16 protein-coding genes and 1 pseudogene are annotated in these 23,153 nt (G+C 54.5%); all 17 read left to right on the top strand.

The features are described 5' to 3' along the window. Positions 1-24: 24 nt before the first annotated feature. The 17 genes and pseudogenes from DX909_RS01765 to DX909_RS01685 all read left to right on the top strand — a co-directional run bounded on the left by DX909_RS01765 (position 25) and on the right by DX909_RS01685 (position 23,112). On the top strand, positions 25-1,059 hold the full coding sequence (locus tag DX909_RS01765) for a glycosyltransferase family 4 protein (protein ID WP_128543333.1): 1,035 nt from the start codon (positions 25-27) through the stop codon (positions 1,057-1,059). Beyond that, complete coding sequence (locus DX909_RS01760; RefSeq protein ID WP_128543332.1) at positions 1,056-2,297, top strand: glycosyltransferase family 4 protein; 1,242 nt, start codon at positions 1,056-1,058, stop codon at positions 2,295-2,297. The genes DX909_RS01765 and DX909_RS01760 overlap by 4 nt, the downstream gene beginning before the upstream one ends. An 806-nt stretch (positions 2,298-3,103) precedes the next feature. Continuing rightward, positions 3,104-4,450, top strand: a complete 1,347-nt coding sequence (locus DX909_RS01755) for a hypothetical protein (RefSeq protein WP_128543331.1) — start codon at positions 3,104-3,106, stop codon at positions 4,448-4,450. Positions 4,451-4,545: 95 nt separating this feature from the next. Next, positions 4,546-5,622 carry a hypothetical protein gene (locus DX909_RS01750; RefSeq protein ID WP_128543330.1) on the top strand — a complete coding sequence of 359 codons (1,077 nt, stop codon included), beginning with the start codon at positions 4,546-4,548 and terminating at the stop codon, positions 5,620-5,622. A 39-nt stretch (positions 5,623-5,661) separates the two neighbouring features. After that, a complete protein-coding gene (locus DX909_RS01745) occupies positions 5,662-7,953 on the top strand; it encodes an acyltransferase family protein (RefSeq protein ID WP_128543329.1) in 2,292 nt (763 codons plus the stop codon). Between the two features lie 71 nt (positions 7,954-8,024). Next, complete coding sequence (locus DX909_RS01740; RefSeq protein WP_128543328.1) at positions 8,025-8,603, top strand: DUF4468 domain-containing protein; 579 nt, start codon at positions 8,025-8,027, stop codon at positions 8,601-8,603. Between the two features lie 133 nt (positions 8,604-8,736). After that, positions 8,737-9,399: pseudogene (locus DX909_RS29865) on the top strand (glycosyltransferase family 2 protein); the annotation flags it as partial. Position 9,400: 1 nt separating this feature from the next. After that, positions 9,401-10,666: ABC transporter permease (locus DX909_RS01730; RefSeq protein ID WP_229310911.1), on the top strand; the 1,266-nt coding region annotated here is incomplete at its 5' end. Positions 10,667-10,676: 10 nt separating this feature from the next. Further along, positions 10,677-12,062 (top strand): ABC transporter ATP-binding protein, encoded by a 1,386-nt coding sequence (locus tag DX909_RS01725; protein ID WP_128543327.1) that lies wholly within the window; start codon positions 10,677-10,679, stop codon positions 12,060-12,062. 14 nt (positions 12,063-12,076) lie between these two features. After that, entirely contained in the window at positions 12,077-13,729 is a 1,653-nt protein-coding gene (locus DX909_RS01720) for a glycosyltransferase (protein ID WP_206512953.1), read from the top strand. A gap of 681 nt (positions 13,730-14,410) precedes the next feature. Then, on the top strand, positions 14,411-15,763 hold the full coding sequence (locus DX909_RS01715) for a hypothetical protein (RefSeq protein ID WP_229310910.1): 1,353 nt from the start codon (positions 14,411-14,413) through the stop codon (positions 15,761-15,763). Positions 15,764-15,782: 19 nt separating this feature from the next. Then, a complete protein-coding gene (locus tag DX909_RS01710) occupies positions 15,783-16,955 on the top strand; it encodes a glycosyltransferase family 4 protein (RefSeq protein ID WP_128543326.1) in 1,173 nt (390 codons plus the stop codon). Positions 16,956-16,988: 33 nt separating this feature from the next. After that, positions 16,989-18,164, top strand: coding sequence for a glycosyltransferase family 4 protein (locus tag DX909_RS01705; protein WP_128543325.1), 1,176 nt, complete (start codon positions 16,989-16,991; stop codon positions 18,162-18,164). Between the two features lie 327 nt (positions 18,165-18,491). Continuing rightward, a complete protein-coding gene (locus tag DX909_RS01700; protein WP_128543324.1) occupies positions 18,492-19,019 on the top strand; it encodes a helix-turn-helix domain-containing protein in 528 nt (175 codons plus the stop codon). Between the two features lie 79 nt (positions 19,020-19,098). Continuing rightward, positions 19,099-20,160, top strand: coding sequence for a nitroreductase family protein (locus DX909_RS01695; RefSeq protein ID WP_128543323.1), 1,062 nt, complete (start codon positions 19,099-19,101; stop codon positions 20,158-20,160). Positions 20,161-20,165: 5 nt separating this feature from the next. Next, positions 20,166-21,296 carry a polysaccharide pyruvyl transferase family protein gene (locus DX909_RS01690; protein WP_128543322.1) on the top strand — a complete coding sequence of 377 codons (1,131 nt, stop codon included), beginning with the start codon at positions 20,166-20,168 and terminating at the stop codon, positions 21,294-21,296. 19 nt (positions 21,297-21,315) lie between these two features. After that, positions 21,316-23,112 (top strand): ABC transporter ATP-binding protein, encoded by a 1,797-nt coding sequence (locus DX909_RS01685; protein WP_128543321.1) that lies wholly within the window; start codon positions 21,316-21,318, stop codon positions 23,110-23,112. Positions 23,113-23,153 lie beyond the last annotated feature (41 nt).

The raw sequence follows: 23,153 nt of genomic DNA, 5'->3' as shown, positions 1-23,153 counted from the left end.
ACTGACCAGAAGTAATCCGGAGATATGAAAGTTCTGTTTTTGACCCACCGGTTTTATCCGGACATCGGCGGAATCGAAGTCAATTCCGAAATACTGGCGACCTCGTTCCACGAAGCCGGCCACGACGTCCGGCTTGTTACCTGGACCGGCCAGGAGGGAGAGAAGAAGTTTCCGTTTCAGGTAGTCCGTCAACCGTCCGGATCGACGCTTTTCGATCATCACCGGTGGGCCGACATCGTATTCGAAAACAATCCGTGTCTCCGGTTGGCCTGGCCGACCCTGTTTTTCCGGAAGCCCTCCGTGGTGGCCCTGCGGACCTGGATCCGGCGCACGAACGGCGAAAAACACTGGCAGGACCGGCTGAAATTTCTGTGGCTCCAGCGCACGAAGGCGGTCATTGCCGTCAGCGATGCCGTTCGGAAAGCAGACTGGCCGCCGGCCGTCGTGATCGGTAATCCTTACCGGACCCACCTGTTTCGAAGGCTCCCGGATGTGCCGAAAACCCGGGATTTCGTGTTTCTCGGCCGCCTGGTTTCCGACAAAGGAGCCGCCCTGGCCGTGGAGGCCCTGCACCGGCTGCGGACGGTAAAAGGAGGGGAAGCCCTTGGTCTGACCATCATCGGCGACGGCCCGGAGCGGGAAAATCTGGAAAAATTGGCGGATCAGTACGGTCTTCAGGACCGGGTCACCTTTACCGGAGCGCTGCGGGGAGAAGAACTCGTCCGGAGCCTCAACGCCCATCGGTTCCTGCTGGTGCCCTCCTTCTGGGAGGAGCCTTTCGGGAATGTGGCCCTGGAGGGGATGGCCTGCGGATGTCTGCCGCTCGTTTCCGACGGCGGAGGCTTACCCGACGCGGTCGGGAAGGCCGGACTGACCTTCGCCCGGGGCGATGTGGATGCCATGGTGGCCTGTATTCGCCGGCTGCTCGACGATCCGAACCTGGAAAAACGGCTTCGCGACGCTGCCGACCGCCATTTGTCCATGCATCATCCGAAAGTGGTTTCCGGGCGCTACCTCGAAGTGCTCGAAACCGCTTTTGCAAAAACAGGACCGGTATGAAAGTGATCATGTCCCATCCGACCGGCAACGCCAACGTCCGGGCGGCCGCCGGCAGCCTCCGGGAAACCGAGATTCTGGCCGGGTTCACCACCGCCATTGCGACGTTTCCGGGGGATGTGCTGGACCGCCTGAGCCGGCTGCGGCCCTTCGCCGAGTTCCGGCGCCGGGCCTTTCACTCGGCGCTCCGGTCGTCGACGCAGCTCTGGCCCTGGCGGGAGCTGGGCCGAATGGCCGCCCTGAAAGCCGGTCTGCAGGAATTGGTCAGACATGAAACCGGGCCCTTTTCCGTCGATGCGGTTTACCACAGCATCGACCGGAAGGTGGCTTCAGGGTTGAGAAAAGGCGCCAGAAACGGTGTGAAGGCGGTTTATGCCTATGAGGACGGCGCGGAGGCATCCTTCCGCGAAGCCAGACAGCTGGGTCTCCAGTGCCTGTATGATCTCCCGATCGGGTACTGGCGAACCGCCCGGCGGCTGCTCGAAGCCGAGCGGCTGGCCTGGCCGGAATGGCAGTCGACGCTGACCGGTTTTCGGGATTCCGACGCCAAACTGGCCCGGAAAGATGAGGAGCTGAAACTGGCCGACCACATATTTGTCGCCAGTCGGTTTACGGCCGGTACCCTCCGGGATTTTCCCGGAAACCTGGCTCCGGTTCATGTGATTCCCTACGGTTTTCCGCCGGTCGGGCCCGCCCGAAGCTATGGGACGGGGCAGGGGGGACGTCCGTTAAAGGTTCTTTTTGTGGGCGGACTGACGCAGCGAAAAGGAATTGCCAACCTCTTCGCGGCTGCCGAAACGTTCGGTGCGCATATCGAACTGACTGTGGTCGGGCAGAAAACCGGGGCGGAATGTGCGGCCCTGGACCAGGCCTTGTCGAAGGTGAAGTGGTATCCGAGCCTGTCGCACGCTCATGTCCTGAAACTCATGCGCGAGCAGGATGTCCTGGTGTTCCCGTCCCTGTTCGAGGGCTTCGGTCTGGTCATTACCGAGGCCATGTCACAGGGCACCCCGGTCATCACGACCGACCGGACGGCCGGACCCGACCTGATCGGGCACGGAGAAAACGGCTGGATTATCAAAGCCGGATCGACGGAAGCCATCCGGATCATCCTCGATGAACTGTGTCTTCATCCGAAATTAATTGCCGAAACCGGTAAAAATGCAATGGAGACGGCCCGGGCCAGACCCTGGAGTATTTATGGGACCGAATTGGCGCTTGCTATTAAAAATATAATTTAACCTAAAAATATTTCCAGTTCCGTTGTTTCAAAATTCAATCCGGAAGAATATAGAATTATTTGTGTAGAAGTGTTTAGTGAATATTACTCAACGGATTTGACATTTTCACATTTATCGCTATCTTTAATAATTAAGCCAAAATGCTAAATGTTGAATTTCCTATTATGGAGTTCTATTACAGAAAAAGGCTAAAATAAATGCGTTTTTAAGCTTAATTAATTGTTTTTTAATCGATTGACTTTTGTGAATGAAACGGAGAGCGGTGTCTGAGGAATTAAGAAGTTATAAGAAAAATTATAAAAGTTTACTCTGATTTATTGAAATATTAATTCTGAATTTTCGAAAAAATATTGGTACGTCTTTTAACTGTTTAATCTTGCCGTATTACTTTTTCCATCCCTGATTATTTTGGAAAATTTAGTTGGCCTGGTTAAAAATCTGAAGAGCGAATTAAGTCACAGTTTTAAAGTCAAGGGAAAAAGAGAATTTTTATGAAATTGATTTATTCAATTCTTGCTGTTTGTTGTTTTTCGAGCGCAATGTCTCAGAATCTGGTCATCCCGACGGTGGAGATCGATGTTCGGAGTGGGGCGTTTAAAACATCATTACCATTTGACGAGCCGTTTAATATCAAGGGAGATTTAACTTACTCTACCAAAAAGGTTATCCTGAAGTATGGGCCTTTAAATAAGGAGAAGGATAAAAGTTATTTCAGGAATTCAACCCGGTTCAACGAGAAGTATAAAACCGACCCCGTTCTGGAATATACGCAGGATTATTGGGTTAAAAACGGGGAAACGGAATTCATGATTGCCAACATCGGACCGCTGCGGCCGAACACTCCCTATAAATTTCGTTTCATCACTCTGACCCGAAATAACCTGCCCGAACTGAAGATCCGGTTCCTTCGCCAGGAGGTCGACCGGGAGCTGACCAAGCTGTTTCAGGACCCCAGGGCGGTCAACATCCAGGAGATTTCCGCCGTGAACGACAACCTGATCAAGATTTCGACGGAGGTCATTGCCGACGACAAGCTCGTCGACGGCAACAGCGAACCGTTCTCGATTGCGAATTATAAAAAAGACCTGAACCTGTTTTCGTACCGTTTTCTGGTTTCCCACCAAGAGCAGTCCGACAACCTCGGCAAGCTGGATCAGTTGTTCAGTTCGGAGGGGAACAGCGGCCTGTTCAATAACATCAGCGCCGTTCTGCCCCGGCTTTCGGAAATCAACTCCGGGGTGATCCGGCTGTCGAACTACGCCCGTCAGGCGGTCGCCCTGACGATCAAATCCAACTCGGATCAGTCGCGGAGCGTGCCGCAGCAACTGGCGTTTCTTCAAACCCAGCTTACCAACCTGCCGGCTCTGAAGCAGCAGGCGCTGGAGGAAGCCATGACCAGCGACACCACCGGCGATACCAGGACGGGCAGCATCGAAGAGGTAGTGGACCTCCTCAACGTGCTGAGGAAGGATGAATTCACCAAACAGGACAACAGCCGCGTCTTCACGGCCTCGGAGGTGAGCGCCATCGGCGGCATCATCGAATCGCTGAACCAGATTGCCGCCTTCCAGAAAGGGATCGCGGCCGCCGGGCAGAGCCTTCAGCAGCTTAAGACCGAGATGGCCCAGGTGCTGGTGAACGCGTTCGTCAACGAGAGCTACGTCCTGTCGAGTGTGGCCGAGTTCGACGCCGAATCAAAGACGGGCCCTTACGTCGGGCTGGACCTGGGCCTGATGGTCGCCTTTAATCCCTATAAGAATCAGGACGGGCCGATCGGCAACAATACCTATATCGGCGTACAGGAGGGAATCAACATCTACTTCTCACCGGTCAATAAACGCGTGCCGCTGAATAGCTTCAGATGGCCCTACCGGTTTTACAAGTCCCTGCATCTGCACGTGGGACTGGCGCAGGTGCTGGGCGGCTTCGATACTTATCGGTATGAAAATTCGCTGGGCTTTGTCGGCAATTTCGTGACCGGGGTCGGTTTCCGTCTCAACCGGGTCACCAATATCGGCCTGAACGCCATGTTTGTCAATCTGCGGAACATCAATCCGACCGTAAGCCAGTCGAGATTGAAACCCCTGTTCGGGCTGAGCGTCTCCTGCGACATCAATGTCGCCCGGCCTTTTGCCATGCGGAGAGAGCCCTGATGCCGGGCCGGGCCAACCCGGTCAGGTGAAGTATCCAAGTTTGGATCGGAAATGAATGCAAACGCTGAGAATACCAAGTAGAAAAATTGCCGGTTATGAACACCATTAGTAAAGCAGGAATACTTTTAATCTGTGTCTCTCTCTTTTACTGTTGCAAAACGCTGCAGGAAACGCCGTCACCCATTATCCGGCTTTCTTCCAACGTGCCGCCGAATGCGGTGGCCAACGGTAAATCGTCCTACCGGTTTGTGGCCAGGGTCAGCGAATCGGTCAGTGAAGAGTACAGCATCGTTGCCTTCAAATGCTCGGGCGGCATCTTTGCCAATACCGACAGCGCGAACGTGCAGCTGGTCCGGGTGAACGAGAAAGGGGAGGGCATCGTCGACTGGATCGTCCCGGCCGTCGGCGGCAGCTACTTCATCTCGGCCACCATCGGCAGCGGCATCAACACCTTCAGCGACCAGCTGCAGGTTACGCTTCAGGATTCGGTGGCGCCGGTAATTCCGGTCGTTCCGGATACCATCCAGATCAGCATTCCCGGCACCGATACCGTCCGGGCGGACGGCGAATCGCTGCTGAAGATCGACCTGGCGCTCAAATACCCGGTCGCCCGGCAGCTCGTACTGGCCAACAACGCCGGCACCCTGAGCGACGGCACCAACCTGGGGACCGTCACGGAGACCAAGCCGATCGTTGTCCAGCTGGACGGCGCCGGCCGGGGCCAGGCCTTCCTGCGGGTGGGCCTGCTGGTCGAGCCTTATATCATCAAGGCCTACGTCGCCGAAAACACACCGGCTTTCAAGCTGGTCCAGTTCACGCCCCGGCGGGCCAACCCGGATAACATCTTCCTGGAGGCCGACAGCTCGTTCGTCCGGCCCAATTCGCAGACCCCGCTGAAGGCGTTCCTGGTTCGGAACGTCGGGAAGGTCAGCATCGGAACCCGGATCAACTATGAGGCCTACCAGGACATCGACGGCAGCAAAAAAACCGTGGACCTGCTGAAAAACCTGGCCAACAACCTTTCCGACGACAAGGGAACGGCTTCAGCCGTTTTCGTGGCCGACACGACCGTCGTGGACCGTCGCCGGCCGGTTTTCATCCGGGCCTCCTCGCGCAACGACCGGGGAGAAACCATCTTCAAGGAAATCCGCATCCAGGTAAAAGAAAAGTAACGGTCATCCAATGGATGGCCCTCACGTAAAGGACCGGCTATGGAAAAATTATACTCGGATAGTGTCAACCATAGAAATAACTTCGATCTGGTTCGATTTCTGCTGGCACTGTCGGTCATCTTCACCCACGGTTTCGTGATCTATTACGGGAAGATCGACCAGGAACCACTCTGGCGGTTTTCCCATCAGCAGCTGGGAGTAGGGACGATGGCGCTGAACTTCTTCTTCGTCATCAGCGGGTTTCTGGTGACGAAGAGTTTTCTTGTCAGCCGGGGCGGCTTCGACTTCCTGATCAAACGCGCCCTGCGCATCTACCCCGGTTTTGCCGTCGTGTGCATCGCCGGGGCGCTGCTGTTCGGGCCGCTGGGCACCACGACCCTCTCCCGCTTCACCCCCGACTTCCTGACCTACTGGAAAGATACCAACGTCCGGTATCTGATTTATTCCATCGCCAAGCTTTACCCGCCCGTCCTGCCGGATACCTTCCAGACTCTGCCCTGCCCCAACGACGTCAACACGTCGATCTGGACGATCTGGTACGAATTCCTGTGTTACCTGCTGGTGCTGGCGGTCGGTTTGCTGGGCCTTTTCCGGAAGCGGTTCGTGCCGCTGGCGATCTTCGCCGTCGTGGCCGGGCTGAACCTCTGGCACTTCCGGGCCTACGAGGCCTATAACCAGGAAGGCATCGTGGTCTGGGAAACCAGCCTGCTCGACTACGATTGGATGGAACGTCTGCTCAACCTGGAGCATTTCCTGTATTTCTTCACGGCCGGAATCTGTTTTTACTATTACCGGAACTACATTCCCAAATCGCGGGCGCTGGTGATCCTGTCGGCGGTGGTGCTGGTCGTCACGCTGCGCTGGCTGAAGGGATTCGAACTGGCGCAGGGCATTTTCGGCTCCTACCTGCTGTTCAGTTTCATCTTCAGCAAGCGGTTCCGTTTCCACCGCTTCGCGAAATACGGCGACTTCTCCTACGGGATTTACCTCTACGGCTGGCCGGTCCAGCAACTGGTGATGCTGTACTTCGGTGACCGGCTGAGTCTGGCCGGGACGATCATCGTCTCGATGCTGCTGGTGTTCCCGTTTGCGGTGCTGAGCTGGCACCTGGTGGAAAAACAGTTCCTGAAGCTGAAGCGGCTGAACATCGGCGCATTTTTCGGCCGTTACGAAGGCCGGATCGTTCCGGTATTCGACGAAAGCGTCCGTCAGGACAACAACTTCTATTTTCTGCGGTGTCTGATGATCACCGCCGTCATCTTCACCCACAGTTACGTCATTTACTACATCTCGTCGGAAAACCCGGACGAAATGGAACCACTGACGGCCTTTTCGCTGGGGCAGATCACGGTCGGCTCGCCGGCGCTGAACTTTTTCTTCGTGATCAGCGGGCTGCTGATCACCCAGAGCTGGTTTTACAGCAAGACCTGGATGGACTTCGTCGTCCGGCGCATCCTGCGGGTTTTTCCGGCCTATGTGATGGTTTCGCTGGCCTGCGTGTACGTGATCGGTCCGCTCGGGCTGAGGGCGTTCCCGTCGTTTGCCGAGGTGCAGGAGTTCTGGTCGAAGGCCGATCTGCTGTCGGTGCTATCGTCGGCCTTCACCCTGGCCTATCCGCCCGTCCCCGAAACGTTTACGTCCCTGCCGGCGTCCAACATCGTCAATGCGTCGCTCTGGTCGGTCCTGTACGAGGTCTATTATTACCTGGTCATCATCTTTCTCGGCGTGCTTGGGCTGCTGGGCAACAAGCGGTTCGTGGTCTGTCTGTTCCTCGCCGTGTATTTCGTCAATTTCCTGCATAAGGACATTTTCGAAGCCTATAACATGGGCGATAATTACGATTATGCCTGGATACCGTATTTTCCGCCGGCCTACTTCGAGGATCTGCTCCAGTTCGAGCATTATTTCCTGTACTTCGTGGCCGGGGTGTTCTTTTACACGTTCCGGAACTACATTCCCAAATCCCGGGTGCTGCTGGCGATTTCGGTTGTAGTGATGCTGCTTTCGATCCGGTGGTTCCGGGTGTTCGAACTGACGCAGCCGGTGTTCGGTACGTACATCCTGCTGTACGTCGCTTTCTCCCGGAAAATCCGGCTGTCGGGCATGGCCCGTCACGGGGACTTTACCTACGGAATGTATCTGTACAGCTGGCCGATCCAGCAGCTCGTTCTGCTTTATTTCGGCCACGTGCTGACCAACCTCGGGACGTTCTTCGTCTCAATGGCCCTCATCGTCCCGGCGGCCGCCCTGAGCTGGAACCTGATCGAAAAACCGTTTATGAACTTCAAGCACAAACCCGCTGCGGTACGGCGGGCCGTGGTAAAAGCCTGATCATTACCCAAGGGGTTGGTAATGAAACCGGTACCTATTGATTTACATGCGAGGAAAAATCGTCTTGACCTATGAATCAGCGTCTGTTTTTAACGGCCTTTCTGGCCATCGTCATCCTGTCGGTGTATTACCTCCATCGCAAGCGGTATTCGCTGGCCGATATGCCGTATACGATCGACCACGCGTCGGGGGAGATCGTTTGTTCCGGTCAGGTGAAGGCCGAGGGAATGACGACGGGGCAATTGTACGAACGCGGCAAAAAGTTTATCCGGTCCTATTTTCTGAACGGCGAGGAAGCGCTGCTGGTCGATGACCGGGCCAAAGGGGTGCTGGTCGGAAAAGGCGTGATCAAAGGGCTGGTCAGCATGAAAACCGTCGGGATGGATTATGAGGCACCGATCGAGATCAGAATCCGGGACGGGGCCTATTCCTACCGGCTGACGAATCTTTCCATCGTCAGCCCCGACAAGACGATTCGCTACCGGATCGATTATGATTTAAGGATGGATAACCCCTTCGATACGGTGGCGGCCAATCCCTATCCTCAGGATCTCATGATGAGCCAGAGGCAGTTCGAGGAGCATATGATGAAGCTCAAGCCGTTTACGGACTTCATCGCTCAGTTACGAAATACCATGTCGCAGCCGTAGCGTCACGGTCCTTTCCGGACCCCGAACGACTTCGGCCGGCCTGGTTTGAACCAGCCCTGGCTGAACGATTCGGCCTCCGGTTACGCACAACAATCGTATCGATGGACTGCTTTCCAAGGCGAACAAAGCGAATATGCTGACGACCGTTACAAATCATGTTGTTTTGAATTCCATTGAGATACCCGATGCTCAATCCGTGGAGCGTATTCCTAAAACGGCCCCTTCCATTGCCCCGATAGCTGATTATGAAGACCGGCCGTTGTGGTCGGTGATGATCCCGGTATATAACTGTTCGGAGTTTCTGGTGGAAACGCTGGAGTCGGTCCTGGCCCAGGATATGGGTCCGGGAAAAATGCAGATCGAGGTGGTGGACGACGCCAGCACGGACGCCGACGTGGAAGCGCTGGTGTACCAGATCGGAAACGGGCGGGTCAAGTATTACCGGCAGCCCTACAACATGGGCAGCATCCGGAATTTCGAAACCTGCATCAATCGGGCGCAGGGCAAGCTCGTTCACCTGCTCCACGGCGACGACCGGGTCCGGATGGGGTTCTATGCCAAGCTGACGGACCTGTTCCAGCGGTATCCCGACGTCGGGGCCGCCTTCTGCCGCTGCGCCCATATCGACTTCGAGGGCAAATTCATCAAGAGCAAAAAGCCGGAGATGAAGCGCGAAGGAATCCTGAACGACTGGCTCCTGCGGATCGGGGAGGTGCAGCGGATTCAGTATGCCTGCATGGTCGTGAAGCGGTCGGTGTACGAAAAGCTGGGTTCTTTTTACGGGGTTACCTACGGGNGAAGACTGGGAGATGTGGGTCCGGATCGCCCGGGACTATCAAACCGCCTATACGCCCCAGGTGCTGGCCGAATACCGGGGACACAGCAGCTCGATTTCCAGCCAGAAACAGGCCACCGGGCAGGCGTTGCAGGACCTGAAGGAGGTCATCGACCGGATTCACGACTACCTCCCAACCGACCGGAAAGACCGGATTACCAGGATTTCCCGGAAATACTACGCGCTCTACGGACTGAACATCGCCTTTCAGCGGTGGAACCACAGCGGCAATTTCCGGAACCTGTGCTCCTCCATCTATTTCGCCTTCCGGCTGTATTCCGGGTACGTCGTGTACCTGACCATCGTCAAGCTTTTCTTTAAAGTCAGTATCAAATTCCTTTTCAGACATTTATACCGCTTCAGGATGAGAAATGACGTTGCTTCCGGAGAGAAGTGGGAGTGGGAGATTACTTCGAAAACGACCTGGAAAAACTTCAACCTCATGGAGCTCTGGGCCTACCGGAGCCTGCTCTTCCGGTTGATCCGGCGCGATTACCTGGTCAGCTACCAGCAGACGCTGCTCGGGCCGTTGTGGTCGCTGGTCCAGCCCATCCTGACGGTGGCGACCTACGTGCTGGTTTTCGGTAATTTCATCCGGATTTCGACCGGTGAGATTCCGCCGGCCCTGTTTTATCTGTCCGGAACGATTCTGTGGGGGCTGTTCAACGACGTGTTCACGGGGGTCTCCTCCACCTTCACCGACAATGCCGACCTGTTCAGTAAGGTGTATTTTCCACGATTGGTGATGCCCCTGGCCTGGATCAGTTCGCAACTCATCCGGCTGTTTTTTCAGATGACCCTGCTGATCGCGGGTCTGGTGATCTTCTACGTGTTCTTCGACCTCCCGGTGGCGCTGAACGCATCCATCCTTTTCATACCCATCGTCCTGCTCGGTATTACGGGTCTGGGCATGGGTCTGGGGTTGCTGGTGGCCGTCGCGACGGCCAAATACCGGGATCTGCTGAACATCATCGTTCTGGTGATGCGGATGCTGCTGTTCGTAACGCCGGTGTTCTACCCGCTGGAAATCGTTTCCAAACGTGTTCAGTGGGTGGTTCTGTTAAATCCCCTGACCTCCATGTTCGAGCTTTTCCGCTACGCGCTGTTCGGTCAGGGTACATTCACGACACTTCAGGTATTCTACAGTTTCTTCGTCACTTTTTCCCTTCTGCTGCTGGGTATTCTGCTCTTCAACAAGAAAAAGGAAATCGTGATGGATACGATCTAAATTTTGCATTATGAGTGACACAGTTATTCAGATTGAAAATGTGTCTAAGCTGTATCAGCTGGGTGCGACTGGAACAGGATCCTTCAAAAAAGACCTTCAGCGCTGGTGGAACATCAGCATTCTGAAGAAGGATGATCCCTACTTTCAGGACCCGGTGCTTCCGGATGAAGGAGATGACGAGGAGTATGATTATGACCCTTTCGGACCCGATGCTCCGGCGTTGGCCGAACAACCGGCTGAACAGACGCACATCTGGGCGCTCAACAAAGTCAGCTTTGATGTGAAACGGGGCGAGGTGTGGGGCATCGTCGGAGATAACGGCTCCGGCAAGTCCACCCTGCTCAAAATCATTTCCCGCATCATCCTGCCCACCTCCGGGGTCGTGCACGGCAAAGGCCGGGTCAGCAGTCTGCTGGAGGTCGGAGCCGGTTTTCACGACGAGCTTTCCGGGAAGGAGAATATCTTCCTGAGCGGCTACGTGCTCGGGATGAAAAAGCACGAAATCCTGAAACGGTACGACGAGATCGTCGAGTTTTCGGGCATCGGCCCGTTCATCAACACCCCGGTCAAGCGGTATTCGTCGGGCATGTACGTCCGGCTGGCGTTCTCGGTGGCCGCCCACCTCGATGCCGACATCATGGTCCTCGACGAGGTGCTGTCGGTGGGAGATGCCCAGTTTCAGCGGAAATGTATCGCTAAGATCCAGGAGTTCGCCCAGCAGGACGACCGGACGATCCTCTTCGTCAGTCATAACGCCCAGGCCGTCACCCATCTGTGTCAGAAAGCGCTCTGGCTGGACCACGGTTCGGTCCGGGCGATGGGACCGGTTCAGGCCATCATCAACCAGTACCAGCCGACGGGCATGGCCCAGGCCGATTCCCTCCGTCAGGCCTGGGGCCGGCCGCGGGATGCGCCCGGCAGTGAAACGGTCCGCATCAAACTGGTCGAGCTGGTCCCGCAGCTGGAAAAACCCCTGGCCCCGATCGACGTCCGCACGCCACTGACCATCCGGTTCCAGCTCTGGCTCCTGGAGGACAACCTGCGGCTGTTGACGGGCCTGCACCTGTTCACGGCGGAGGGGGATGTGGTACTCGACGTCATGTCGCCCTTCGAGAAATACGAAAAAGGGTTGATCGAGGGCGAGTGCGCCATCCCCGGAAACTTCCTGAACGACGGTTCCTACTACATCTCCCTGATCGTCTACAGCGACAAGTGGGAAGAGATGTATTACCATCGGAATGCCATCACCTTTACCGTGGAAGACCACCGGGCCAGGGAGATGGATTTCGAAGGTAAATGGATGGGAGCCATCCGGCCCACCGACCTTTTGCCGGTTCGATTGATCCAGATTGAGGAAAATCAGGTGGCGAGGGCGGTCCGTCCTGTTTCCCGATAAATGAATCTACGCTCATGCAAAGCTACAAGGCAAAGGAAGACGGAAGAATGATCGAGGAACCTGAACCGGGTCTGGTTTCGGTGGTCATTACCTGTTACAACCATGGAAGGTTTTTAGGCGAAGCCATCGACAGTGTCCGGTTTCAGACCTGGTCTCCCATCGAAATCATCGTGGTCGACGACGGTTCCACCGACCACACGCGGGAGGTGGCCGGGGCGTATCCCGAAGTCCGGTACGTATACCAGGAGAACCAGGGGCTATCGGCGGCCCGCAACACGGGAGCCGCCCACAGCACCGGCGAATTTGTGGTTTTCCTGGACGCCGACGACTGGCTGTTTCCGGACGCCATCGAATACAACGTCGGCGAGTTGACCGAGAACCCGGACGCCGTGTTCGTGTCGGGAGGATACCGGATGGTGGACCGGAACAACACCATCCTGTACGCGGTGGAAACGCCGATCGAAGGGGAACATTACCTGCGGATGCTGGAAAGCAATTACATCGGCATGCACGCGACGGTCATGTACCGCCGGTGGCTGTTCGATACGTTCCGGTATGACCCGTCTCTGAGGTCCTGCGAAGACTATGATATCTACCTGCAGATCACGCGGAACTATCCGGTCATCCACCATACGCACCAGCTGGCGGCCTACCGGCTCCATACCAGCAACATGTCGGCCAACACGCCGGTAATGCTGGAAATGGCCAAAAAGGCACTCACCCGGCAGGAAAAAGACCTGAAATCCGAAGCCGAACGGAAAGCCTACAAAAAGGGCCATAAGTTCTGGAGCGATTACTTCGGATGGGAACTGCTGAAACGGCTTCGCTATGATTCCGATTCCCCCAGGATGATCCCGCGCGAAGTGGCCCGAAAAACGCTTAAAAAACACCAACCATTTCTGTACTACCGCTACCGAGGCATGAGAGAACTGATCAATATCGTTAAAAAAGTGGTCCCGACTTTCGGGCAGCGCTGGCTCCACCAGGCCAAATTTTTCCCCAGTTTTATCCCGGCCGTCGGAAAAGTGGCGACCGGCGATTTCCGGCGGGTACGTCCCTTCAGTACGGAATTCGGGTATGACCGGGGCGGGCCGGTCGACCGGTATTACATCGAGAACTTCCTCCGACGGCACGCCGACCTGATCAAAGGGCGGGTGCTGGAAATCGGAGACAATTCCTACACGATGCAGTTCGGCGGAGACCGGGTGGAAAAGAGCGACGTCCTCCACGTCCACAGCGAGAACCCGCTGGCGACCTTCGTGGGCGACCTCAGCGACGCTCCGCAGATACCCGACAATCTCTTCGACTGCATCATTCTGACGCAGACCCTGCACCTGATCTACAACATGAAGGGGGCCGTCGACACCTGTATGCGGATTCTGAAACCGGGCGGGGTCCTGCTGCTGACCGTTCCGGGCATCAGCCACATCGACCACGACGAGTGGAACGAGAACTGGCTCTGGTCGTTTACTTCCGGGTCACTGCAGCGGCTGCTTTCGGAGGTGTTTCCGAAAAACCAGATCGAGATCAAAACCCACGGAAACGTGTTCATCGCCACCGCTTTCCTGTACGGCATGGGCGTTTCGGAAGTGACCAAATATGAACTCGACTGGACCGACCCGCACTACCAGGTCATCATTACCGCCAAAGTGGTCAAACCCCAGTGAGGGCCCGGACGGGATGAAAAACGGGGCCTCCTGGAACCGTTTCCCCACCGGTCCTTTCGCCTGATGATGATTCGGACTCTTCTTTTAATTACAATTTTTATTGATATTAAATAAGTCCTGAATGGTTTTATGAATAAAACGGGGCTGGTTCGTATCAAAGAATTGTGAAATTTTCTTTCAATGAAGCAATTGAAATCGGTTTTTGATGGGAAGTTTCTGAATAGTTTATCGTAATTAATCGGGGGTTTAATGCCGGGAAAAATTCATCCGTTTTGAGGCCGGTATCCTTTTTAAAAAATGGTTATACTCTTTTTAAAGTCGCGTTTTGGATTGAGGGTATGTGTTCTAATAGGTTCATTACCTAGCCCTTATAGCAGGATCTGGCGACTGACGAACCCTTAAGCCTATTGCCTTTAAATCCTGTATGTAAAGTAAGATGTATCTATCTTTCGGTTTATTTTAGAAGGTTGAAACGGATTTTTATGCGGCCGGGCGAACCAGATTTCGGCAATAAAATAAGCGATTGAATGTAGATAATTCCGGATGAAATTTAACAATTACTTTACGTTCGGCCCGTACCCTAAGATTTTGGTTAAAACCAGTTTGTAAAGGGAAATAGCTTGGAAATCTTGAGTAAGTTTGGTATTTCAAAAGTCATTTGTTGGTTGATTCCGGTTTGGTATGGAAAGTATTAGTGTAAGGAGAGCCGTTGTTTCCTATCACCAGGATAGGCTCAGGCACCAGGCGGAGTCTGTTGCGACGCAGTCCCTGAAAAATGGAATATGGCTCTACTTCCTGCTCCTGATTTTCGAGGGAGCGCTGAGAAAATGGGTACTGCCCGGCTTATCGGCTCCGCTGCTGATCATCCGGGACCCGGTGGCCCTGTGGCTTCTGTACCAGACCTGGAAAAGGGGCTATCTCCCTTCCTCCTTCTACCTCTACGGCTTTGTTTTCATCACCTGTTTCAGCATCCTGACCGCCGTCACCCTCGGCCACGGAAATATGTTCGTCGCCCTGTTCGGCGCCCGGATTCTGCTGCTGCACTTCCCCCTGATGTTCGTGATCGGTCGTATCTTCTACCGCGAGGACGTCGTAAAAATCGGAAAGATTACGCTCTGGATCACTATTCCGATGACGGTGCTCCTGGCACTTCAGTTTTATAGTCCTCAGACGGCCTGGGTCAACCGGGGCGTCGGTGGCGATATGGAAGGGGCTGGTTTCGCGGGGGCTATGGGCTTCTACCGACCGCCCGGAACGTTTTCCTTCACGAACGGAACCACCCTGTTTTATAGCTTCGCAGCCGCCTTCATCGTCTACTTCTGGCTGGGTGGAAAAGGTATGAACCGACTGGTTCTGTCCATTGCGACCGCCTGCCTGCTCATGGCGATTCCGCTGTCCATCAGCCGGGGCCTGTTCTTCAGCGTGGCCGTCACCGTCCTGTTTGCCCTGCTTTCCACCCTGAACAAACCGGAATTTTTCGGGAAGTTCCTGCTGGCGGGCATCATCATGGCCATCGCCATCGGTGGTTTGAGTTTCACGCCTTATTTCCAGACGGCGACCGAAGCGTTTTTTACCCGCTTCGAAAGCTCCAGCAAGGTGGAGGGCGGTCTGGAAGGGGTGCTGCTCGACCGCTATTTGGGCGGTCTGATCGGGGCGCTGGGCGAGTCCGGCAAGCAGCCGTTTTTCGGGTACGGCCTGGGTCTGGGCACCAACGTGGGAAGTCTGCTGCTGACCGGTGGCGTCTATTATCTGATCAGTGAAGGCGAATGGGGCCGGCTGGTGGGTGAGATGGGACCGCTGCTCGGCATCTTCATTATTTTCCTCCGAATCAGCCTTTGCGTTAAAATGTCAATAGCCTCTTACCAGAAAATGAGGGCCGGTGACCTGCTGCCCTGGCTGCTGCTGAGTTTCGGCCTGCTGGTCATCCCGCAGGGGCAGCTTTCGCAGCCGACGGCGCTGGGATTCTGCGTGATGATCGGCGGGCTTCTGATCGCTTCCTTCCACACCCCGAAGCGAACCGCCCGGAGGGGTTGAGTTTTTGAAAATACACGATATGAAAGTCATTCTCATCGGTAATTATCCACTCGACCGCCTGGAAAGCATGGAGCGGTTTGCCCAGATGCTGCATGCCGGGCTGACCGAGGCCGGCATCGAATCCGAAATCTGGCGGCCCCGGGTCTTTTTTGCCTCCCGTCTGAAATCAACGGGTTCGGGGCTCGGGAAATGGATCGGTTACCTCGATAAATGGCTGATCTTTCCGGTGTTGCTTCGCCTGCGCCGGATGAACGGCCGGTTGAAAAAAACGGAGGTTCGGTTCCACGTCTGTGACCACTCGAATGCGCCCTACCTGGCTCACCTGCCCGCCGGGCAGACCAGCATCACCTGCCACGACGTGATTGCCATCCGGGGTGCCCTGGGTCATCAGGATGCCTATGCAACGCCCACCTGGGGAACCGGGATGATCTACCAGAAATGGATTTTTCACCACCTCGGCCGGGCCCGCCGGATTGCCGCCGTCTCCCGCTTTACCTATGATCAACTCGATGAACTGGCCCGTAGGGAGGCTATCGAACGAGGGGAGTGGCAGGTCATCCATAACGCGTTCAACGCTGAGTTCGGGCCGGTGGCCGACCCCGAAAGGGGAGAGCTGCTGAAACGGGTCGGTATCCCGCCCGAAGCCTCGTTCCTGCTTCATGTCGGGTCCAGGCACGCCCGGAAAAACCGGAAACTGCTGCTCGACATGGCCGCCAGCCTGGGCAGCCGGTGGGCCGGAAAAATCTGTTTTGCCGGCCAGCCGGTCGAAGAATCGCTGATGGCCCACGCCCGGAGCCTGGGGCTGGAAGATCGGGTCATCCAGGTCATAAAGCCGGACCACCGGACGCTTCAGGCTTTGTATACGTCCTGCGAAGCCTTCGTCTTTCCCTCGTTTTCGGAGGGCTTCGGCTGGCCGGTAATCGAAGCCCAGGCCTGCGGGACGCCGGTGATCGCCAGCACCATCGCTCCTCTGATGGAAGTCAGCGGAGGGTCGGCCCTGCACGCCGACCCGGCCGATCCGACGACATTTGCGGATGCGTTCCTTTCCCTTAGCGATGAAAAATACCGGGAGGAGGTGATCCGGAGCGGATTGGCCAACTGCGAACGGTTTCGCCTGAACCGGATGATTCGTTCCTACCTGAAGCTGTTTCGGATTGAAGTGCCTGAATTACAGTATGAACGCCCGGCCTGAAACGGGCGGCATCGATAAACGAAAGTACGACTTATGAAAATTGCCGTCGCTGCCAAAGGAGACCCCGGCTCCGTGGCCACCTGGTCCAACATTCCCTTCCATATCATTCAGTATCTGAAACGGCGGGGCCATGAGATCATCAAAATCAACCTGGAGGGTCCGAAGGAGCCATGGCACTACGACTGGTACCGCCGGTATCACAGCAAGCTGCAGAAAAAGTGGTTTATGTCGGGTGTCGAGCCTGCTATCCTGAAGCAGATCGGTGCGCAGTTCGACCGGGAGGTAGAGGAGAAAAAACCGGATGTGGTTCTGGTGATTCACGGCGATTTTCTGGCCTACACGACCTTCCGGACCCCCTCCATCATTATTCACGATACGACCTTCGCTTCCCTGCTGGATTACTACGCCGACTTTACGAACCTGACTGCCCGCAGTATCCGGAACGGAAACCGGATGTACCAGCTGGCCCTGGACCGGTGTGCGTCGGCGGTCTTTTCGTCGGAATGGGCCAGTGAAAGTGCCCGGACGGATTACCGTGTCGAGCCCGGAAAGGTAAAAACCATCCCGCTTGGGGCCAACCTGCTGACGGTTCCCGATGCGGACGAAGTGAACGGATTTATTGAAAAACGAAGCCGGAGCGGGCAGCTTAACTTCCTGTTTTTCGGAAAAGACTATAAACGGAAGGGGTGGGCCGACGCCCTGACCTTCGTCCGGATTTTAAATCGGGCGGGGGTAAAAAGTAAACTGATCGCCGTGGGTTGCGAGCCCTTTGTAGCCGCGGCAGACCAGGCTTTTGTGGAGGTGAAAGGATTTTTCAACAAGAGCAATCCGGTTGAAAATGAGAAACTGGAGAACGTGATTCGGGAGTCCCATGCCGTCCTGCTGCCGTCGCTGGCGGAATGCTACGGGTGTGTGTACTGCGAAGCCAACGCCTACGGCCTGCCGGCCCTCGGGAGAGATACGGGCGGTATTCCGGAAATCATCCGTGAATACAGAAACGGACTGCTTCTCCGGACCGGTGAATCCGTCGAGGAATTTGCGGAGCGCTGGATTCAAATCTGGAATGATAAAAACGCGTACCGTTCACTGGCTTTTACATCCCGAAAAGAATTTGATGAGCGGTTGAATTACGAGGTCTTCGTTCAGAAACTGGAGGAGGTTATAAAAAACCATGTTCACTTTGACAAAGCCGGGATTGATGTAATCTGAATGAGGGAGATTTTTCGTTTTGAGGTAAAGTTATTTATTACTTTATTCGGAATAGTCTGAAAGATTTGAAGAAATGTTAAAATTTGATTCAGATAGAGATTATTCAAAATTGATTTTGTCCGATGACCTGCTGGAAAAGGTCTTCTTAAAATATCCCCATTTTCTCTTCCTAAAATGAGGTCTGTCGCAAATTTGTTAAAATAGTGATAAAACCTCCCCCGAAAGTAGCATATAAATATGATTTAAGGGCTTGTTTCTATGGTCGGCATTGAGTAGTTTTGTTACTCATCAAGGATAATAGTAAATAAAAGGCCGCCTTTCCGATAGATGTTAGAAACCCTTATTACATCGAAAACTCGTTTAAAACTGCTTTTAAAATTTTTCCTGAATGGAAAGAACGAGTCTTATCTAAGAGGGCTCGAAGCTGAATTTGGCGAGTCGAGTAATGCCATTCGCATCGAATTAAATCGATTCGAGGAAGCTGGATTGCTGGTTTCAAAAACCGAAGGAAAACGGAAGATCTATCAGGCAAATAGCCGGCATTCCATCTATAATGAACTTCATAATCTGCTGATAAAATTTGTTGGGATCGATGAAATAATCGAAAAGGTTTTACGCCGGATCGGTGATTTAAAGTCGGCCTACGTGATTGGTGATTTTGCCAGGGGAATCGACAGTCAGACGATCGAACTGATCCTGGTGGGTGACAAGCTCAACGAAAACTACATCCTGAATCTGGTGGAAAAGGCACAGAAGATGATCAAGAGAGACGTCCGGATTTCGATCCTCCCGCCCGACGATCTCGAAGCCTATTTAAGGACGCATCATCATTTGCTGATCTGGCAGGGAAACTAACCACCCGGCTCCGGCCGGGAGTTCCCGGGGGATCGGTAACGGATGGACGAGTCAACTTCATTTTCAACCGAAAAGTCTTATGATCAGAAAAATTCATAAAAAGTACAAGCACTACAAGAAAGTGCTTGTAAACGACAAGCTGCCGCACCTCTGCTATCGATCTTCCAGACTTTCGTCGCTGTATTATTTCCTGTTCGATCACTCGTTCGACCGGGAACACCAGGCCGTCCTGTCCGGAAAGATCAAGCACATTCGGGAGTCGAAAAATACGGAGGGGAACTACTTTCTGCTGGTCCGAAACATCCACCGGATCGAAAAGGGGCTCTTGATGCGCCCCCAGAGGCCGGTTTTCGCCAAGGATTACATCAAAGAGACGATCGATAATTTCTTGAATCTTTATGACCGGAATCAACTGGAGACCAACCCCCAGATGAAATGGTTCAGGGATGTATTATCGGATTATTTCGCCAAAGCCGCTACCGATCCCTTCGTCCAGACGCAGTATCAGCGATATCTCCAGAAGGTCAACGCGCCGGTCGAGGTGCTGGAGGCCGAGCCGGTCAAATCGGTGCCCTACCGCCGTCTGGATACCCACAAGAGCAGCATTACCTTCGATGAGTTTTATAAACTGACCCGCCACAGACGGTCGGTCCGGTGGTTTCTGGACAAGCCCGTCGAGCGCGAACGGATCGACAAGGCGGTGCTGGCCGCCAACCAGTCGCCCAGCGCCTGCAACCGCCAGCCGTTCGAATTTCACATTTTCGACGACCCGGAGATGGTCAAAAAGCTGATCGATTTCCCGATGGGTACCCGGGGCTACGGCCATTCCATCCCGGTATTCGTGGTGCTGGTCGGTAACCTGGACGCCTACTACAATGAGCGGGACCGGCACGTCATCTACATCGATGCTTCCCTGGCGTCCATGTCCTTCATGCTCGCTCTCGAGACGATGGGCATCTCCAGCGTGTCCATCAACTGGCCCGACATCGAGGAGCGCGAATTTAAAATGGAAAGTTTCCTGAAGCTTCAGAAGCACCAGCGCCCGCTGATGTGTATGGGAATCGGCTATCCGGACCCCGACGGGATGGTGGCCTTTTCGGAGAAACGTTCATTAAACCAAATCAGAATTTATAACCGATAGTCGCTATGGTAATTGAATTACGAGGTGTCGAATTTCAGAACAAGGGAGCGGAGCTGATGCTGCACGCCATCCTCCAGAAAGTACGGCAGAAACGTCCGGATGCGGTATTCGTCATGGAGCGGGGGTACACGGTTCCGCAGGAAAAACTGAAGAAGAACAACATCTATTACAAGGTCAATTACGGTAGAAAGAAGGAAAAGCTGATTTCTTTTCTCCCGGTCCCGTTCCGGCGGAAATTCGGATTTATCGCACCGCAGGAAATCGACGTGGTGATCGACGGTTCCGGGTTTGCCTTCGGCGACCTGTGGGGAGCGCAGTACAGCGGGGAACGGCTTGCCAACCACATTGAAAGCTGGAAAAAGGAAGGGAAAAAGGTCATTCTGCTGCCCCAGGCGCTCGGGCCGTTTACGAACGCTCCGCTCAAGGCCAAAATGAAGACCATCATCGCCAACGCGGATCTGATTTTCGCCCGGGATGAGATCTCGTACAAGTATATCAAGTCGCTGAACCCGGACGCGAAAAACATCTTTCAGAAGCCGGATTTCACCAACCTGGTCAAGGGCAAGGTGCCGGATTACTTCGATCCCAAAGTCCACGAGGTCGCCATTATTCCCAACAGCAAAATGCTGGAGAAGACCTCCGCCAACGAAGGGGAAGCCTACCTGAACATGCTGCCGGCCATCGTCGGGCTGGTGCGGAAGCTGGGCCATAAACCCTACTTCCTGATTCACGAAGGGAAAAAAGACATCAACATCGCCCAGAAGGCGAACGAGATGCTGGAAGATAAAATCCAGATCGTCATCGAAGACGACCCGATTCATGTGAAAGGGCTGATCGGAGCGAGCAAGGCGGTCATCACGTCCCGGTTCCATGGTCTGGTGAGTGCCCTGTCGCAGGCCGTTCCCTGTCTGGCCACCGGCTGGAGCCACAAGTACGAAATGCTGCTGAACGATTACAATTTCCGGGAGGCCCTGCTGGATGTCAAAATCAAGGAGGAGGAACTGGAAGAAAAACTCAGATTGATTCTGGAGGATAAATCCCGCAATGCCATTATCGCCCGGCTGAAGAAGCAGTCCGAAATTCAGAAAGGGCTGAGCAATCAGATGTGGGAAATGGTATTCGACCGAATCAATTGAGGGGTATAAACACACCGGAATGGAATCTAAACTGAAGCACAACTTCGTCGGGTATCTCCAGTTCTTTTACAGGGCGATGGGGTTTGGCCTGGTTTTCAACATCTTTCTCGGATTTACGGCCAGCCTCCTCGACGGTCTGAGTCTGGCTATGTTCATCCCGTTGCTGCAATACGTCAGCGACGGCGATGCCCAGAAAGCGAACCAGGAATCGATTGGTTCGCTCCGGTATGTCGTCGATGTTCTGAAGTTTCTGAACCTGGAACTGAACGTCTACACGGTGCTTGGAATGATGGTCACGCTGATCCTTTTCAAGGGGGTGATCAATTTCTGGCACCTGCTGTCGCAGGTCAACCTGAGAAGACGGTACATCAAACAACTGAGGTACCGGCTGATCGACAAGCTGGAGAACCTGAGCTACCAGGGCTTTCTGAAGCTGGATGCGGGCCGGATTCAGAACAACCTGACCGCCGAGGTCAGCAAATTACTGACGGCCATCACCCTCTTTCTGAGTTCCACCCGGGGGGGCGTCATGCTGATCACCTACATTTTCCTGGCGGTGGTTGCCAACTGGAAGTTCGCTATGTTCGTGGGCGTAGGCGTGCTGCTTTCCAACTTCCTTTTTAAGAACGTCTTCGACTACGTCAAACGCTCTTCTCTGGACATTTCGGTCAAAGGAAACGTCTACTATTCCCTGCTGGGTCAGGCCATTCATAATTACAAATACCTGAAGTCGACCAACCACTTCCCTGATTTCGGTAAGAAAATCCGAAACATCATCAACGAGATTGAAGGCCTGAACCACCGGATCGGTTTCAATCAGGCGCTGACGGCCGCCATCCGGGAGCCGATGGTGGTGATCATCGTGGTCTTCGTCATCGTGTTTCAACTGCGGTGGATGGGCAGTTCTCTGGGTTCGATTCTGCTCAGTATCCTGCTTCTTTATCGTTCGCTGGGTTACCTGATGGGCATCCAGACCACCTGGCAGGGGTTTATCCAGAACGTCGGCTCCATCGATGCGCTGGATAAGATCCAGATTGAAATGGATTCGAACCGGGAAAGCCAGGGCAAGGTCGTGGTGCAGGAGATCCGGAAAGGGGTCGCGGTCGAAAACGTGACTTTCTCCTACGGCAAGAAAAAAGTCCTCGACAACATTTCGCTCCAGATTCCGACCCGCTCCACGGTGGCGTTCGTCGGTGAAAGCGGCTCCGGAAAAACCACCCTCGCCAGCCTGATCATGGGGCTGATCTCTCCCGAGCAGGGCACCATTCGCATTGATGACGAGAGCCTGAGTGCGCTGAACCTGAGCGCTTACCGCTCCCGGATCGGGTATATCTCGCAGGAGCCGGTCATCTTCAGGGACGACATCTACAACAACATCACATTCTGGGCGCCCCGGACTCCCGAAAACGTCAAACGATTCTGGGACGTGGTCGAAATGGCATCCCTGACCGACTACATCAATACCCAGCCCGACGGGGAACACACGCAACTGGGCGACAACGGAATGCTGATCTCCGGCGGTCAGAAACAACGGATCTCGATTGCCCGCGAACTCTATAAAAAATCCGACATCCTGATCCTGGACGAAGCCACCTCCGCCCTGGATTCCGAAACCGAGCGGTTCATTCAGGAAAATATCGAAAAGCTGATGGGGTCGTACACCATCATCATCATCGCCCACCGGCTTTCCACCATCCGGAATGTCGACCGGATCTACCTGCTGGATAAAGGCCAGATCAGTGCGATCGGGACGTACGAGGAAATGCTGGAGAAATCACCCCGGTTCCGGCGCATGGTTTCCCTTCAGAAGATTTAGCACCTGTTTCATGGCGGAGGTAACGATAATAGTACCGGCCT

This window comes from Larkinella soli (assembly GCF_003703975.1).
Taxonomy (GTDB): domain Bacteria; phylum Bacteroidota; class Bacteroidia; order Cytophagales; family Spirosomataceae; genus Larkinella; species Larkinella soli.
The sequence above is the reverse complement of the archived record's forward strand: the minus strand, read 5'-3'. Positions and strand labels throughout refer to the sequence as shown.